Annotated in this window: 14 protein-coding genes and 1 tRNA gene; 13 read left to right on the top strand and 2 right to left on the bottom strand. The window is 65.9% G+C overall.

What is annotated here, in order from left to right; translation table 11 throughout:
* The first annotated feature begins 41 nt into the window (after positions 1 to 41).
* The 8 genes from WBB14_RS14335 (at position 42) to WBB14_RS14300 (ending at position 9019) form a co-directional block, all read left to right on the top strand.
* Positions 42 to 212 carry a hypothetical protein gene (locus tag WBB14_RS14335; protein WP_013391955.1) on the top strand — a complete coding sequence of 57 codons (171 nt, stop codon included), beginning with the start codon at positions 42 to 44 and terminating at the stop codon, positions 210 to 212.
* A gap of 37 nt (positions 213 to 249) precedes the next feature.
* Positions 250 to 2505, top strand: a complete 2256-nt coding sequence (locus WBB14_RS14330) for a phosphocholine-specific phospholipase C (RefSeq protein WP_424240426.1) — start codon at positions 250 to 252, stop codon at positions 2503 to 2505.
* An 80-nt stretch (positions 2506 to 2585) separates the two neighbouring features.
* Entirely contained in the window at positions 2586 to 4007 is a 1422-nt protein-coding gene (locus WBB14_RS14325) for a YadA family autotransporter adhesin (protein ID WP_424240425.1), read from the top strand.
* 86 nt (positions 4008 to 4093) lie between these two features.
* Complete coding sequence (locus WBB14_RS14320) at positions 4094 to 5035, top strand: LysR substrate-binding domain-containing protein (RefSeq protein WP_424240424.1); 942 nt, start codon at positions 4094 to 4096, stop codon at positions 5033 to 5035.
* A gap of 81 nt (positions 5036 to 5116) precedes the next feature.
* Positions 5117 to 6514 (top strand): 2-oxoadipate dioxygenase/decarboxylase HglS, encoded by a 1398-nt coding sequence (gene hglS / locus WBB14_RS14315; RefSeq protein ID WP_424240423.1) that lies wholly within the window; start codon positions 5117 to 5119, stop codon positions 6512 to 6514.
* Positions 6511 to 7686: an alpha-hydroxy acid oxidase gene (locus tag WBB14_RS14310; RefSeq protein ID WP_424240422.1), complete on the top strand. Its 1176-nt coding sequence runs from the start codon at positions 6511 to 6513 to the stop codon at positions 7684 to 7686. The genes hglS and WBB14_RS14310 overlap by 4 nt, the downstream gene beginning before the upstream one ends.
* A 100-nt stretch (positions 7687 to 7786) precedes the next feature.
* On the top strand, positions 7787 to 8776 hold the full coding sequence (locus WBB14_RS14305; RefSeq protein WP_424240421.1) for a Bug family tripartite tricarboxylate transporter substrate binding protein: 990 nt from the start codon (positions 7787 to 7789) through the stop codon (positions 8774 to 8776).
* A 158-nt stretch (positions 8777 to 8934) separates the two neighbouring features.
* A tRNA-Leu gene (locus WBB14_RS14300) sits at positions 8935 to 9019 on the top strand.
* 226 nt (positions 9020 to 9245) lie between these two features.
* Here the strand turns inward: WBB14_RS14300 and WBB14_RS14295 are convergent.
* A complete protein-coding gene (locus WBB14_RS14295; protein WP_424240420.1) occupies positions 9246 to 9845 on the bottom strand; it encodes a hypothetical protein in 600 nt (199 codons plus the stop codon).
* 410 nt (positions 9846 to 10255) lie between these two features.
* Entirely contained in the window at positions 10256 to 11506 is a 1251-nt protein-coding gene (locus WBB14_RS14290; protein ID WP_424240419.1) for a flavin-containing monooxygenase, read from the bottom strand.
* A 393-nt stretch (positions 11507 to 11899) separates the two neighbouring features.
* On the opposite strand from WBB14_RS14290, the gene WBB14_RS14285 reads away from it, so the two are divergent.
* The 5 genes from WBB14_RS14285 to WBB14_RS14265 all read left to right on the top strand — a co-directional run bounded on the left by WBB14_RS14285 (position 11900) and on the right by WBB14_RS14265 (position 16207).
* The gene (locus WBB14_RS14285; protein WP_424240418.1) at positions 11900 to 13036 is read left to right on the top strand and encodes an ABC transporter ATP-binding protein; all 1137 of its coding nucleotides are present in this window, start codon (positions 11900 to 11902) and stop codon (positions 13034 to 13036) included.
* Between the two features lie 89 nt (positions 13037 to 13125).
* Positions 13126 to 14124 (top strand): NAD(P)H-quinone oxidoreductase, encoded by a 999-nt coding sequence (locus tag WBB14_RS14280; RefSeq protein ID WP_424240417.1) that lies wholly within the window; start codon positions 13126 to 13128, stop codon positions 14122 to 14124.
* Positions 14125 to 14139: 15 nt separating this feature from the next.
* A complete protein-coding gene (locus WBB14_RS14275) occupies positions 14140 to 14754 on the top strand; it encodes a glutathione S-transferase (protein ID WP_424240416.1) in 615 nt (204 codons plus the stop codon).
* Positions 14755 to 14764: 10 nt separating this feature from the next.
* Complete coding sequence (locus WBB14_RS14270) at positions 14765 to 15235, top strand: type II 3-dehydroquinate dehydratase (RefSeq protein WP_424240415.1); 471 nt, start codon at positions 14765 to 14767, stop codon at positions 15233 to 15235.
* Between the two features lie 12 nt (positions 15236 to 15247).
* A complete protein-coding gene (locus WBB14_RS14265; RefSeq protein WP_424240414.1) occupies positions 15248 to 16207 on the top strand; it encodes a 2-hydroxyacid dehydrogenase in 960 nt (319 codons plus the stop codon).
* Positions 16208 to 16409: the final 202 nt, after the last annotated feature.

Genomic DNA, 16409 nt, shown 5'->3' with positions numbered 1-16409 from the left:
TGCCGGATGGACCCGGCTACGTTCCCCGACCAGGAGTTTTCATGACCCCGTACTTTGCACTGGGCCGCGCCCTTGTTGCGGCCATCGCCCTGAGCCTGACCCTTGCCGCCTGCGGCGGCGACGACGACTCGGACGACGGCGCGACCTCGCCGCCCGAGACCGGACAGCCCGAGCCGCAGCCTCCCGCGCCGCAATTGCGCTGCGCGCCCTGAACGCCCGTTCCGCCCAACCCAACGCAAGAGTAGCCCCATGACCAAGACCTATTCCTCGCATTCCGCCAGCGTGTCCCCGGCCTTGCCGGGCCGCCGGCAATTCTTCCGCGCCTCGGCCCAGGCGGCCGGCGCCCTGTCGGCGATGGCCTTGTTGCCCGCCTCGATCCAGCGCGCGCTGGCGGTCCCCGCCGCGGTCGAAAGCGGCACGATCAAGGACATCAAGCACATCGTGATCCTGATGCAGGAGAACCGTTCGTTCGACCACTATTTCGGCACGATGCGCGGCGTGCGCGGCTTCGGCGACCGTTTCCCGATTCCGCTGGCCAGCGGCAAGTCGGTGTTCTTCCAGCCCGATCCCAAGGGCGGCCAGGACATCCAGCCCTTCCGCCGCGACTCCAGGACCAGCAACGCGCTGATCGGTTCCGGCACGCCGCACAATTTCCCCGACCAGCAAGCCGCCTGGAACCAGGGCAAGATGGACCAGTGGATCCAGTTCAAGAACCAGGCCACCATGGGCTTCTTCATGCGTGAGGACATCCCGTACCAGTTCGCGCTGGCCGACGCCTTCACGGTCTGCGACGGTTACCACTGTTCCATCCTGACCGGCACCGACCCGAACCGCATCGTGTTCTGGTCGGGCGCCAACGCCAATCCCGAACTGCGCAAGCTGGGCGTGAACAGCACGGACACCGATTCGGAACCCGTCAATTCGCGCTGCTGGCCGAGTCCGTCCAATTGGGTCGCGGGCCGGGCGCAGCTGACGGACGGGTCGGGCCAGATCGACCCCGCGACCGGCGCCTACAACTACAAGTACAAGAACAGCGCCTTCAAGTGGGACACCTTGCCCGATCTGCTGCAGCGCGCCGGCGTCAGCTGGCACATCTACCAGAACATGAACAACAACTGGACCGGCGCCATGCATGGCTGCCTGGCCTTCAAGAGTTTCCGCACCGCGCAACCGGGTTCGCCGATCTATGAGCACGGCCTGACTGGCGGCCCGGAGAAGAACGACGGCGCCGTCAATTTCCTCGCGCAGCTCAAGCAGGACGTGGCCAATGGCACCTTGCCGCAGGTTTCGTGGGTGCTGCCCACGCAGGCCCTGGCCGAGCATCCGGGCAGCAGCGAAGGCGTGGCCGGCGCGGCCGACTTCATCGCCGACGTGCTGGATGCGCTGACCTCCAACCCCGAGGTCTGGAGCAAGACCGCGCTGTTCGTGACTTTCGACGAGAACGACGGCTTCTTCGACCACGCGGCCATGCCGGCGGTGCCGTCCTATGACGCCAACGGCGTGCTGATGGGCAAGTCCACCGTGCCGCTGGAGGGCGAGTACTTCGATGCTTCCGTGGGCAATTATCTGAAGGCCGAGGACAAGACCAGCGGCAACATCCGTCCCTGGGGCCTGAGTTCGCGCGTGCCGATGTACGTGGTGTCGCCGTGGAGCAAGGGCGGCTGGGTCAACTCGCAGGTATTCGACCACACCTCGGTGGGCCGCTTTCTTGAGCAGCGCTTCGACATCAAGGTCGACGCCATCAGTCCGTGGAGTCGCGCGGTCTGCGGCGACCTGACCACCTGCTTCGACTTCGTCAGCCCCAACGATCCCCGCGTTCCCGCGCTGCCTGATACGAGCAACTTTCCCGCGGTCAATGCGGCGCAGAAGCTCCTGCCCACCACCGCGGTGACCCAGGCGCCCGCCATCCCGCAGCCGCTGTTCCAGGAGACCGGAACGCGGCTGTCGCGCGCGCTGCCCTATGAATTGCACACCAGCGCCCGGCTCGGCGCGAACGGCGCAGTGGAACTGCTGTTCAGCAATTCCGGCGAAGCCGGCGCCGTGTTCCATGTGTACGACAAGCGCAACCTGGACCTGATTCCGCGGCGCTACACCGTGGAAGCGGGCAAGACGCTGTCCGACACCTGGACCGGCGGCGACTATGACCTGTGGGTCTACAGCAGCAACGGCTTCGTGCGGACCTTCTCCGGCAACACGCAGCGCGGCGCGGCCCTGGAAGTGCAGGTCTGCTACGAACCCGCGGGCGGCGCGCTGTACGTGAAGGTATCCAACCGCGGCACGGCCCGCCTGCAGGCGAATCTGCAATCCAACGCCTACCGCAAGGACGGTCCCTGGGTCCTGGCGGTCGAGCCGGGCGCCGTGGCCGAACACCACTGGGCCGTCAAGGAAAGCGGCAATTGGTACGACTTTACCGTCACCGCCGAGGGCTTCGAGCGCCGCTTCGCCGGGCGCATGGAAAACGGCCGCCCCAGCGTCAGCGATCCCGCCATGGCGCTCCATCTGTGATGGTCCAGGCATGAGTGGGCCGGGCGCGCATCGGGGTGCGCGTCCGGCCAGTCCGCAACAAGAAAACTACCAACATGATCATGAAGAACACATACGCAATTCTTGCCGCCAACGGCTTGTCGGTGGCAGTTCTGGTCGGCGCGCTGGCGGGCGGTTCGACGGCGCAGGCGCAGACCGCGCCGCCCGTGAAGTGGGACGGCAGCAACCTCGGCTACGGGCCGGGCGCCGGCCAGGGCGTGACGGGCAAGAGCAATCACGCGATAGGCAAGAGCGCCGGCACCAACGTGACCGGCAGCAATAACATCGGCCTGGGCAACGGCGCGGGCAAGGACGTGAGCACCAACTGGAACGTCGCCATCGGCGAGGGCGCGGGTTCCAAGGTTGGCGGCAAGAACGCCAACCAGGCCATCGGCTACTACGCCGGCACCAATGTGCAGGGCGGCTGGAACCAGTCGTTCGGCCGCAGCGCCGGCCAGAACGTCACGGGCGACTATAACGATGCCTACGGCTTCTGGGCCGGCACGGACACGGTGGGCAACAACAATGCCGCCTATGGCGCCAACGCGGGGCGCAACGTCACCGGCAACGGTAACTCGGCCTTCGGCCAGGAAGCTGGCCGTAATGTCGTCGGCGACGGCAATCTGGCGCTGGGCCAGAACGCAGGCCAGAACGTGGAAGGCGAAGGCAATCTGGCGCAGGGCAAGAATGCCGGGCAGAACGTGACCGGCGCCAACAACCTGGCCGCCGGCGCCTACGCGGGCTATGGCGTGCAGGGCGATGGCAATACGGCGAGCGGCCTGGCGGCTGGCCGCGAGGTCGTCGGCAATAACAACGTGGCGCAGGGCACGGCCGCGGGTTCGGGCGTGCGCGGCAGCGACAACGTGTCGATGGGCTCGAATGCCGGGCGCGGTTCGTTGGCGGATCGCAGCGTGTCGGTGGGCGCGGAATCGTCCGCGGCCACCCAGAGCGTCGCGGTGGGCGCCGGAGCGGTCGCTGCGGCGGCCAACAGCGTGGCGCTGGGGGCCGGTTCCACCGCAGCGCGCGGCGCGCAGGATAGCTACGCAGCCCATGGCATGGCGCAGCCACAAAGCTCCACGGGCGAGGTGAACGTGGGCGGGCGCCAGATGACGGGCGTGGCGGCGGGCAGCGAGGACACCGATGCCGTCAACGTGGGGCAGTTGCGCGCCGCCAGCAGCGCGGGCGAGGCGCGGGTGGGCGCCGTCGAACACTCCCTGCAGAACCTGCGCAGCGACCTGGATTCGCAGGAACGCATGCTGAGCGCGGGTGTGGCCGCCGCCATGGCGACGGCCTCCCTGCCGCAAGCCTACTTGCCGGGACGCAACATGTTGTCCCTGGCCGGCGGCACCTGGAACGGCGAGTCGGGCTATGCCATGGGGCTGTCGCGCGTTTCCAGCGGCGGGCGCTGGGTCTACAAGGTGTCGGCCAACGGTACGTCCCGCGGCGACTTCGGCGGCGCGGCGGGGGTCGGATACCAGTGGTGAGGCCGGGCCTGCGATAATGCCGCAAGCGCGGCGGCCGGCGATCGGACGCAGGCCGCCGCCAGCACAGGCATACCCGGATCGGCCCCATGGAAAAGCGTTTGATGCCATCGATGATGGCGCTGCAATGTTTCGAGGCGGTGGCGCGGCACATGAGCTTTACGCGCGCCGCCGAGGAACTGCATATGACCCAGAGCGCGATCAGCAAACAGATCGCGCAGCTGGAGGCGCTGCTGCGCAATCCGCTGTTCCTGCGCGTGCGCCGGCGCCTGCAGTTGACGCCCGCCGGGGCCTTGTACCAGTCCGAGGTCAGGGCCATCCTGAACCAGGTCGACATGTCCTCGCGCTACATCCTGACCTACGGCAGCGAGACGCAGGTGCTCACCATCGGCACCCAGCCTACGTTCGGCGCGCGCTGGCTGATCCCGCGCCTGCAAGGCTTCATGGCCGCGCATCCGGACATCCAGGTCAAGGTGCGCAGCGAAACTCGGCCCTTCGATCTGATGCAGTCCAAGATCGACATCTCCTTTTTCTTCGGCCACGGCACCCTGCCGGGGGCGCAGTGCCGCGAATTGTTCGAAGCCGAGGTGGTGCCCGTGTGCGCGCCCGGCTTCCTGCCTGGCGACAGGGTCGACAGTCTGGAAGCATTGAGCGCGCAGGCGCTGATCCAGTGCGCCTCGCGCCCGGAGGCCTGGCACGACTATTTCTCGCGCCAGCAATTCCAGTCCGACCGCAGCTACCACGGTCCCCGCTTCGATACCTTCTACATGTGCGTGCGCGCCGCCGAAGGGGGCTGCGGCGTGGCGCTGACGCCGCGCCTGCTGGCCGAAGAGGAGCTGCAGGCCGGCAAACTGGTGATTCCGTGGGATTACGTGCAGCCCAGCGACGGCGCTTACTTCGTCGCTTACTCCGAGCACTCGGCCGAAGTGCCCAAGATCAAGCAGTTCGTCGCCTGGGTGGAAGGTGAGGCCGCGCGCAAGCGCGAGCGCGACGCCCAGCGGACGCGGTCCATGAAAAAACGGACTGATTAGGCCGATTTTTTTCATTTGATTGCGGGCGCGGCGCATGATGTCATGCGGGCCATCCTTGTTTACCGATGTGCCGAGCCCGCCATGAGTCAGAATTTCGTCAATCCGGATCAGATCCGCGCCTGGTTCTCCCGCGCCATGTCCGACATGTACAAGTCGGAAGTGCCGCTGTATGACACGCTGCTGGACCTGGTGGCCCAGGTCAACGCCCAGACCCTGGCCGCGCAGCCCGAACTGGCCGCGCAGCTGGCGCGCACCGGCGAGATCGAGCGCCTGGACGTCGAGCGCCACGGCGCCATCCGCGTCGGCACCGCGCAGGAACTGGCCAATATGCGGCGCGTTTTCGCCGTGATGGGCATGCAGCCGGTGGGCTATTACGACCTGTCGCCGGCCGGCGTGCCGGTGCATTCCACCGCCTTCCGCGCCACCCATGAAACCTCGCTGCAGGCCAGCCCGTTCCGCGTCTTCACCTCGCTGCTGCGGCTGGAACTGATCGACGACGCGGCGCTGCGCGCGAAGGCCGCCCGCATCCTGGCCGCGCGCCAGATCTTCACCGCGCGCGCGCTGGAACTCGCTGCCCGCTTCGAGGCGCAGGGCGGACTGGAAGACGCCGATGCGCATGAATTCGTGACTGAAGCCCTGCACACCTTCCGCTGGCACAGCGAGGCGACCGTCAGCCTGGACGACTACCAGGAACTGCACGGCCTGCATCGCCTGATCGCCGACGTGGTGGCCTTCAAGGGCCCGCACATCAACCACCTGACGCCGCGCACGCTGGACATCGACGAGGCCCAGGCCGAGATGCCGCGCCGCGGCGTGTCCGCCAAGGCCGTGATCGAAGGCCCGCCGCCGCGCAAATGCCCGATCCTGCTGCGTCAGACCAGCTTCAAGGCGCTGGAGGAAGCGGTCCTGTTCGCCGGCGCCGACGGCCAGTCCGCGTCCGGCAGCCACACGGCGCGCTTCGGCGAGATCGAGCAGCGCGGCGTGGCGCTGACCCGCAAGGGCCGGGCCTTGTACGACCAATTGCTGGACTTGGCCCGCAGCCGCATCAGCGGCGCGCCCAACGAAGGCAACGCCGCCGCCTATATGCAGAACCTGCAGGACTGCTTCGCCGCGTTCCCGGACGACTACGCGCAACTGCATGCGCAGGGACTGGCGTACTTCCGCTATTTCCTGACCGGCAAGGAAGGCGGTGATCCCGACGCCGGCCTGCAAGACCTGGTCGCCCAGGGCCATATCCGCTTCGAGCCGCTGGTGTACGAGGACTTCCTGCCCGTCAGCGCCGCCGGCATCTTCCAGTCGAACCTGGGCGACAAGGCCCAGGCCGAGTACGCGCAGAACGCCAGCCAGGCCGCTTTCGAGCAGGCCCTGGGCGCCAAGGTGCAGGACGAGCTGGCGCTCTACCAGGACACGCAGGACCGTTCGCTGGACGCCTGCCTGCAGGCGCTGCGCGCGCAAGCCGGTTCGCCGGTGGCTGCATGAGCCGTCTGGACCGCTGCCTGTCCGTGCGCGACTTCGAGCGCGAAGCGCGGCGCATCATGCCGCGCTGCGTCGAAGGCTACGTGTGTGGCGGCACCGAGGATGGCGCTTCGCTGGGAGAGAGCGTACGCGCACTGGGCGACGTGGGCTTTCGGCCGCGCGGCCTGCGCGTGGTGGACCAGCGCAGCAGCCGGGTCGAACTCTATGGCCAGAGCTACGCCATGCCGCTGGGGTTCGCGCCCACCGGGTTCTCTGCCATCGTCATGCACGAGTGCGACCTGGCGTTGGCGCAGGCGGCGCAGCAGGCCGAGATTCCGTTCATCATCAGCGGCGCGTCCAGCGTGCCGTTGGAACGCTTGCAGCAGGCCACCGGCAAGCGCTGTTGGTACCAGGCCTATCTGCCGGGCAACACCGAGCGCATCGCCAAGCTGATGGCGCGGCTGCGCCAGGCCGAGATCCCGGTGCTGGTGGTGACCATAGACACTTGCGTCGGCGCCAACCGCGAGAACCTGCAGAAGCTGTCCTTCACCGTGCCCTTCAAGATGAGCCCCAGCGTCATGCTGGACGGCATGCGGCATCCGCGCTGGAGCATCAATGTCTTCCTGCGCACGCTGCTGGGCAGCGGCGTACCCAGGTTCTCGAACCTGTACGAGGAAATCGGCCCGCCCATCACCCAGGACCCGCCCAACGGCTTTCGCGGCGAGCGCGACAAGCTCTCGTGGGAGCACATCCGCTGGATCCGCGAGAACTGGCCGGGCAAGCTGGTGCTCAAGGGCGTGATGCATCCCGACGACGCGCGTCTGGCCTGCGCGGCGGGCGCCGATGGAGTGATTGTGTCGAACCACGGCGGACGCCAGCTCGACGGCTGCATTTCGCCCTTGCAGGCGCTGCCCGATGTGGTGGCCGCGGTGCCGTCCGGTTTTCCGGTCATGGTGGACGGCGGCTTTCGCCGCGGCTCCGACGTGCTCAAGGCCGTGGCCCTGGGCGCGCGCATGGTCTTCACCGGCCGGCCCCAATTGTTCGGCGCGGCCGTGGCCGGCAGCGCCGGCATCCGCAAGGTCGCGGAGATATTCCGCAGCGAGATCTCGACCAACATGGCGCTGCTCGGCTGCGCCACGCTGGCCGACCTCACTCCGGACCTGATCGCGCCCTTGCGGCCAGCGGGCTCCGCCTGACGCGGGCGGCGCCGCCGCCCCGGGGCAGGACTGCCCGCACAACAACAAAAAAGCGGTGCGCATGGCCATGCGCGCCCATCCGTTTTCGACAGGAGGAAACATGAAGAAGATCTATAGCAAACTGGCCGGTGTTGCGGCGGTGCTGGCGTGCGTCGCCAGCGGCCCGGCGCAGGCCCAGGCCGGCTCCTACCCGACCAAGCCGGTGCGGCTGGTGGTGGGCTACGCCCCGGGTGGCACCACCGATATCAGCGCCCGCATGATCGCGGACGTGCTGGGCAAGGAATTCGGCCAGACCTTCGTGGTGGAGAACAAGCCTGGCGCCAATAGCAACATCGGCGCCGAGTCCGTCGCCCGTGCGGCGCCCGATGGCTACACCCTGTTCGTGGGATCGATTTCCACTGCGATCAATCAGTCGCTCTATTCCAAGATGTCCTATGACGCGCTCAAGGACCTGGACGCCGTCGCCTTGCTGAACGTGGTGCCCAACATCCTGGCCGTCAACGCCAGCGTGCCGGTCAAGTCGGTGCAGGAATACATCGCCTACGCCAAGAAGAATCCCGGCAAGCTGACCTGCGCCTCGCCCGGCAACGGTTCGTCCGCGCACCTGGGCTGCGAGCTCTTCAAGATGAAGACCGGCATCGACATCCTGCACGTCCCCTACCGCGGCAGCGGCCCGGCCGTGGCCGACCTGCTGGGCGGACAAGTCGACTCCATCTTCGACAACCTGCCGCCGCTGTTGCCGCACGTGCGCGCCGGCAAGCTGACCGGCCTGGCCGTCACCACCGCCAGCCGCGTGCCGTTCGCCCCGGAAATCCCCACCATCGCCGAATCCGGCGTGGAAGGCTTCGACGTGGCGGCCTGGTTCGGCGTGTTTGCACCGGCCGGTACCCCGCCCGACATCGTCCAGAAGGTCAACGCCGCCATCAACAAGGCCCTGGCCGCCGACGCCGCCCTGGCCGCCAGCTACCAGACCAACGGCTTCCTCATGCCCCCGCCGCCGAACACGCCGCAAGCGTTCAAGGCCTTCATGGAAAGCGAAACCCGCAAGTGGGGCGAAGTCGTCAAGGCGACCAACCTGCAGATCAACTGATAGGCGAGGGGAGAGGTGGTCCTCGGTCCCCTCTGGAGCGTTCTTGGGGACGGATTGGTGGCGCCGCAGCGACATAGCGGTACGGAACCACCCGATTCCCGATTTGCGTGATAGAATGTTCGACTTTCCAGGAAAGCACGCTTTTCTGGCTGAAGTTAGCCGACGTGGTGAAATTGGTAGACACGCTATCTTGAGGGGGTAGTGGCGAAAGCTGTGCGAGTTCGAGTCTCGCCGTCGGCACCAAATATTTGTTCCAGGGTTGTTCCCAGGAAGAGCGAAAAACCCGCAACTCTCTTATGAGATTGCGGGTTTTTTGTTGCCTATGCGTCTAGGGGCGCATCTTCGGGTAATTCCCCCGCGCCAGGCTACTGCACGTACCGCGCGTAGAGGGGCAAAGAATAGATCGCAACTTGGGCAGCGTTGGCGACGTCAAGATTAGGACGACATGCCGGTGACGCAAGCTTGGAATTTAGCGTGCGCGGTCGGCAGGTAGGCCGAGCTTGCGCTTCACACGCTCCCATGTGGTTTCCCCCCGGGTCTTCGGAACCGGGATCCAAAACTCGCTCATTTGAATCTTCGTGAGCCCTCCATCTGCTGCCAGTCCCAGGGCCAGCCTAGGCGCGATGATGCACCAATGGTCAACATCGCCCCAACTGAGACAGACAATGCCTCGTTGCGGGTCGTATTGCGCCTCCTGTATTGGCTGACACCTGACGCGGCCGTCTGCTTCAAATGGCGCTTCGAGGAAGGGCTCTGCGACATCTCCTTGTGCAGGCTGAATCGGCTGCAAAATCCAATCGGCAGGATTTGTGCGTAGGTAGACTTCGACAAGGCGTTTACGGTCATCCAGATCCAGCGTGAGCGACCCCGCGTCAATGATCCAGGCGGTTTCAGGCTGAGGCCACTGCTGGTCCAGGAAGTCTCGAAGGGGATACTCCGGGCCTTGTTCTCGCCTTTCAACGAAAGGATATTCAACGGAACAGCTAAGAATGCCGCCTTCAGGCTCCCAGGACGCTAGTGCAAGCGCTGGCGACGGTGTGGTCTTGGGTCGAACTGGAATCGTCTGCATGATCATCAATCAAAGTACTTGAAGTGAGCGATGACGTAGTCACGCTCATTGAAGCCTAATTGATATCCAATGATCGCGCCCGAGGCCTCATCATGAATGGGCCTCGCTCCGTCAGACACGCCGGGCGGTAGAAACTCAGAAAGCAAGGGTGAAAGTGGTGGAGCATCGTCCCATGCATAAGAGGACTCGGCGTCAAGCGCTGTCGAATCGTTTTGTATCAAGCGACCTGGTAGTAGCGAAATCACCACTAGTTCTGGGTCTCCCGTCTCCGGTCTATCAGCGGCGTCCGAGACATGGGCCAAGAATTCGATGCCCCAGGCCTACCGCGAATATCTGCAAAAAAACCCGCATTCTCAGTCGAGATGCGGGTTTTTGCGTTTGGCCTAGAGCAAGCTGCGCCGCCGATCTCGTCACTCCTTCTTGTACGCCAGGTAATCAAGATGGATGCCGATATGGTCGGCGATGTAGCGGGCGTCGTGCCAAACCCCCCAGATGAAGGAAGAACTGCGGTTGGTGAGGTTGGGCAGGCCGAGGAAGTAGATGCCTTTTTCGGCCGAGATGCCGCGCTTGTGGATGGGGTAGCCCTTCTCGTCGAAGGTGTCGACGTCGATCCAGCTGAAGTCGACTTTGAAGCCGGTGGCCCACAGGATGGTCTTGATGCCGGCCTCGGCCAGGTTCAGGCTCAGGATGGGGTAGGCAAGGCATTCCGGGTCGGGCAGCAGTTTCCAGGCATCGGGCTCGGGCGGCAGGTCGAGGCCGTTCTGCTCGATGTAGGCGTCGGCTTCGCGCAGAACTTCGAAGTAGTCGGCATCGCCCTGGGCGACGTCGCGGGCAAGGTTGTCGGCAAAGTGCAGCACGCCGTTTTCGTAGGCGGTCGTGATGCCGACGAGTTGGATGCCGTCGTGGGCCAGGCGCCGGAAGTCGACGGTCTTGCCGTTTTCATAGCCGCTCACGGCGAAGGCGACGTGTTCGCGCTTGGGCTTTTTCTTGACTTCATCCCACATGCCCAGCGCGCCCAACCACCAGCAGTAGTCGCGTTCGCGATAGGAGCGCGGCGGACGGTAGTGTTCGCCCACCGACAGGTAGACGGTGCGGCCGGCCTGGCGCAGTTCTTCCGCGATCTGCGAGCCGGAGGCGCCGGCGCCGACGACTAGCACGGCGCCGTCGGCCAGTTGGCCCGGGTTTTTGTAGGCCGAGGAATGCAGCTGTTGGATGCCGGCGTTCTCCGGCACGATTTTCGGGAAGGTGGGCACCTGGAAGGGGCCGGTTGCGGCGACCACGTGCTGGGCTTCGATCGTGCCTTCGGAGGTAGTGACGGTGAAGCCCGGGCGCTTGTCGTTGCGTTTGACGCGCAGCACTTCGACGCCGGTACGCACCGGCGCCTTGAGCATCTTGGCGTAGTCCTCGAAGTACTGGGCCATGCGCTCCTTGGGCGGAAAGACGTCGGGCCCGACGTCATCGAATTTCAAGCCGGGAAAGCGGTCGTGCCAGGCCGGGCCGTTGGCGACCAGCGAGTCCCAGCGTTCGGAGCGCCAGCGTTCGGCGATCCGCTTGCGTTCCAGCACGATATGCGGAACCCCCATGGCGCCAAGGTGCTCGCTCATCGCGATGCCGGCCTGGCCGGCGCCGATCACCAGCGTATTGGTTTTTTCAATTGACATTGCAAGATCCTAAGAAATACCGAGACCCTGGTGCGTCTCGAGGCTGACACGAAGATCAAGGACAAGAAGGCCGACGAACCGTGCGCAGGCTTCAGATGCGCGCTGAACGATAGGCACGCAGTGTGATCCCGAAGCGCCGAGTTGATAACTTCGTTTTTCGGACGGCTGACTTAGGAAAAAGCAAAGGTGCTGGTTTACGCGGGCGACGCGGGCCGCCACGCCTGTGGCAGCGCGATTTCGTTTTTCCGATGGCCCCCATCAGCATCGGCAACGCACTGCAAAAAGGGCTTTGCCGTATTCTTGAATCCACCAGAACGCTGATGTTGCACCCTTGCGTGCCATGCGGCCACCGCCTGTTTTTCCCGGAATTCTTGCGTCGGGAGACTGAACTCCATGAGTGCAGCAACCATGCCGAATCGCCCCTTTGCCTCCGATAGCTCCAGCGCGGTCAGCCTGGAGGGAGTGATAAAGAAGTACCGTGATCACACGGTGTTGCAACAGGTGTCCCTGAGCATCGAGCGCGGGGAGTTCCTGACGCTGTTGGGCCCGTCGGGCTGCGGCAAGACCACCTTGTTGAACCTGATCGCGGGCTTTGCCGATGCGGACGGCGGCGAAATCTTCATCGACGGCAGGCCGGTCACCGCGCTGCCGCCGTATCAGCGCCAGATCGGCATCGTGTTCCAGAACTACGCGCTGTTCCCGCACATGACGGTGGAGCGCAACATTGCTTATGGCCTGCGGATGCGGCGCGTGCCGGCCGCCGAGATCGAGCAACGGGTGCGCGAAGCCATGGCCCTGGTCAAGCTGGACGGATTGGGCGAGCGCAAGCCGCGCGAGCTGTCCGGCGGGCAGCAGCAGCGGGTGGCGCTGGCGCGGGCGCTGGTGATCCGTCCCAAGGTGCTGTTGCTCGACGAGCCGTTTTCCGCGCTGGACAAAGGCCTGCGCGGCGCCATGCAGGTCGAGATCCGCGATATCCAGCGCAAGTTGGGCGTGACGACGATATTCGTCACCCATGACCAGGGCGAAGCCCTCAGCATGTCGGATCGCATCGCGGTCATGAGCCAGGGGGTGATCCGGCAAGTCGCAGCACCCGACGAGCTGTATCGCAATCCGCAGGATCCGTTCGTGGCGTCGTTCCTGGGCGACGTCAACATCCTGCCCGCGCACTATCACGGCTCCAGCGCCGAAACCATCCAGCTGCGCCTGGGCGGGGGGCTGACGCATATTCCCCGCCACCGCCTGGTGGGCGGCTCGCACGAAGGGCACCGGCTCGATCTCTACGTGCGGCCCGAACACATCAAGCTGGAAAACCTGCATAGCGGGTCGGTCCTGAGCGGCACGGTGGTCAATCACGTGTTCCAGGGCGATCACGTGGATCTGTATCTGGAGGTGCATATCCCCGTGGAAGGACGCCAGCACGTCATGGTGCGCACCTCCGATCTGAATTGCATCCATGAATGGCCCGTGGGCGCCGTGGCGGGGCTAGCGCTGCCCGGCCACGGGGTCAGCGTCTTCAAGGCGTCGTCCTGAAGACCGGGTTATCGCACGAGGTTCCACCCTTCCTGGCGGCCGCGCCTGCGCGGCCGCCCAGTTTCCATTCGTCCGCGAGGCACAATGCCATGAACCAGATCCCCGTTGAAATGCACGCCGTCATCGCCCGCGAGCCCGGCGATGCCACGGTGTTGACGCTGGCAGGCCGGCCGGTACCCACGCCGGGGCCCGGCGAAGTGCTGCTGCGCGTGCATTCGGCTGGCATCAACCGGCCCGACATCATGCAGCGCCAGGGCGTGAGCAAGCCGGCGCCCGGCGTGACCGACGTGCTCGGACTGGAGGCCTGCGGCGAGGTGGCCGCTTGCGGCCCCGGCGTGCCGGAGTCCTTGCGCGGACAGCGTCTCATGAGCCTGCTGGCGGGTGGCGGCTATGCGCCGTGGTGCGTGGCGCGCGTGGATCATTCCCTGCCTGCGCCTCAGGGGCTGGACGACGCGGAGGCGAGCGCCTTGCCGGAAGGGCTGTTCACCGTCTGGCACAACCTGTTCGAACTGGGCCGCCTGCGCATGGGCGAGACAGTCCTGATCCACGGCGGCGGCGGCGGCATCGGCACGCTGGCCATCCAGATGGCGCATGCCGCCGGCGCGCGGGTTGTCGTGACCGATGGCGAGCGCAGCCGCTTCGACGCTCTGCGCGAGCTCGGCGCCGCCGAGGTGATCTGCTTTCACGACACGGATTTTGTGGCGGCCTGCGACACCCTCACTGAAGGCCGTGGCGTCGACGTGGTGCTGGATATCGTCGGCGGCGACTATGTGCGGCGCAATCTGCAGGCGCTGGCATTTGGCGGACGCCACGTGAGCCTTTCCTTCCTGCAGGGATCGGCCGTCAACGTCGAGCTGTTGACCCTCATGCAAAAGCAGTTGAGTCTGCATTCCTCGACCATGCGGCCGCAGACCGATGCCGAGAAGGCCCGCATGGCTGTCGCGCTCAGGCGCCACGTGCTGCCCTTGGTGGCCGCCGGCCGCATCCGGCCCAAGATGTCGCAAAGCCTGCCGCTGGCCGACGCCGTGCGTGCGCACCAGTTGCTGGAGAGCGGCAAGGTGTTCGGCAAGCTGGTCCTCAAACCCTGACATCCGGAGACTGGATTGAAACTACTTTATGCCCCGACATCTCCTTTCGTGCGCAAGGTGATGGCTTGCGCGCATCTGACCGGCCAGGCCGGACGGATCGAATGGCTGGCCAGCGCTGCGCATCCGGTGAACCGCGATGCGCGCATCGCCGCCCACAATCCGCTGGCCAAGGTGCCGACCCTGATCCTGCCGGACGGGCGGGCGCTTTACGACAGCCGCGTGATCTGCGAGTACCTGGCCGAAGCCGCCGGCGACACGCAGCTGTTTCCGGCTGGCGAGGCGCGCTGGCTGGCGTTGACGCGCCAGGCGCTGGGCGACGGCCTGCTGGATGCCGCTCTGCTGGCGCGCTACGAACACACGGCCCGGCCGGCCGAAATCCAATGGCCGCAGTGGCGCGAGGCGCAACTGGTCAAGGTACAGGCCTGCCTGGCGGAAATCGAGGCGCAGGCCGACAGCCTGCCGCAAGCGCATCCGAGCATCGGCGACCTGACCATCGCCTGCGCCTTGGGGTATCTGGATTTCCGCTTTCCCGAGCTGGACTGGCGCGCTGCGCATCCACGCGCCGCAGCGTGGTTCGCCGTGTTCAACCAACAGCCTGCCATGCAGGCGACCCTTCCCCACGAAACCTGAGACCGCCGCCATGACGACGCCGAGCGCGACCCCATCATCCTCCACCGTCTGGTTCCTCAACGGGCCGAACGCCAATCTCTACGGACTGGACGCCAACAAGACCTATGGTTCCGACAGTTTTCCGGTATTGCAGCAGCGCTGCGAAAAGAAGGCCGCCTCGCTGGGCATCCAGCTGAACTTCGTCCAGTCCAACCACGAAGGCCAGCTGGTCGACTGGATACAGGAAGCGCGCGGCGCCGCGCAAGGCGTCATCATCAACGCCGCGGGCCTGACCTATTCGTCCGTGCCCATCCTCGATGCCTTGCTATCCTTTCCGGGCAGGATCATCGAGGTCCATATGAGCAACATCTGGCGGCGCGAAGCCTTCCGCCATCATTCCTATATTTCCAAGGCCGCGGATGGCGTCATTGCGGGCTTGGGCGGCGATGGCTACGAGCTCGCCATCGAGGCCATGTCCCGCCTGATCAACCGCAGCACATGAGGTAGACCGCCCATGCACGCATCCCCCCGCCCCGCCGTATCGGGCGCAATGGTTTTCTACAGCGAATTCGACGACTACGCCGCCTGGCGCGATGCCATGCAGGCGCGCTTGCCGGACCTGCGCATGGTGCATGGCAACGAAGTGGACGATCCGGCCAGCATCCACTACGCACTGGCCTGGAAGGCGCCGCAAGGATTCTTCGATCGCATGAAGAACCTGCGTCTCATCGTGAACCTGGGGGCGGGAGTGGATTCGCTGGTCGGCCGCGAGGACCTGCCCGCCGGCGTGCCCATCACGCGCATCACCGATCCCAATATGGCGCGCATGATGGCCGGCTATGTGCTGTTCGCCGCCCTGCGCTATGCGCGCGACATCCCGTACTTTGAAGCGGCGCAACGGCGCGGCGAATGGGCCTATCGCCATCCGCGTTCGCCCGAGGACGTGCGCGTGGCGGTGCTGGGCCTGGGCGAGCTGGGCGCCTGCGCGGCGCAGGAGCTGCGCCGCCAGGGGCTGACGGTGCTGGGCTGGTCGCGCAGTCCGCGCAACATCGAGGGCGTCGAGTGCCACAGCGGCATGGAATCGCTGGACACGGTGCTGTCGCGCGCCGACATACTGGTGGTGATGCTTCCGCTGACGCCGCAGACCCGCGGCCTGCTGGATCGCGAACGTTTGCAGTGTCTGCCCCGCGGAGCGGCCCTGATCAATGTGGCCCGGGGCGCGCTGGTGGACCAGGCCGCCCTGACCGATCTGCTGCGCAGCGGCCATCTGGGCGGCGCGACGCTGGACGTGTTCGAGCGCGAGCCCCTGCCCGCTGGCGACCCGCTCTGGGCGATGGACAACGTGCTGATCACGCCGCACCTGGCTTCGGTGGCCATTCCAGCATCGGCCGCCGGACAGATCGCCGACAACATACTGCGCGTCAGCCAGGGCCTGGAGCCCGTCAACCGCGTCGATCCCGCGCGCGGCTACTGAAGTTGGGTCTTGCGGATGTCAGGGTTCTTTAGCCGCCGAGGCTGCCCTGCGCCATTCCGATGCTCGCCCCGGTGGGGCTGCGCTTCGGATGGCTCCGGGGTCCTCGGCTGGCAGTCGCCCAATGCGTTGGTTTTGGACCCCTTTTCATGGGCAGATGCCGTGAGCCGGTGGCCGGGCGGAGGGATCCGAAGCGCAGCCCCAC

This window comes from Achromobacter sp., from assembly GCF_049647645.1.
In the GTDB taxonomy this organism is placed as follows: Bacteria; Pseudomonadota; Gammaproteobacteria; order Burkholderiales; family Burkholderiaceae_B; genus Achromobacter.
Note: the sequence above shows the minus strand (reverse complement) of the source record. Positions and strands in the feature narration are given on the sequence as shown.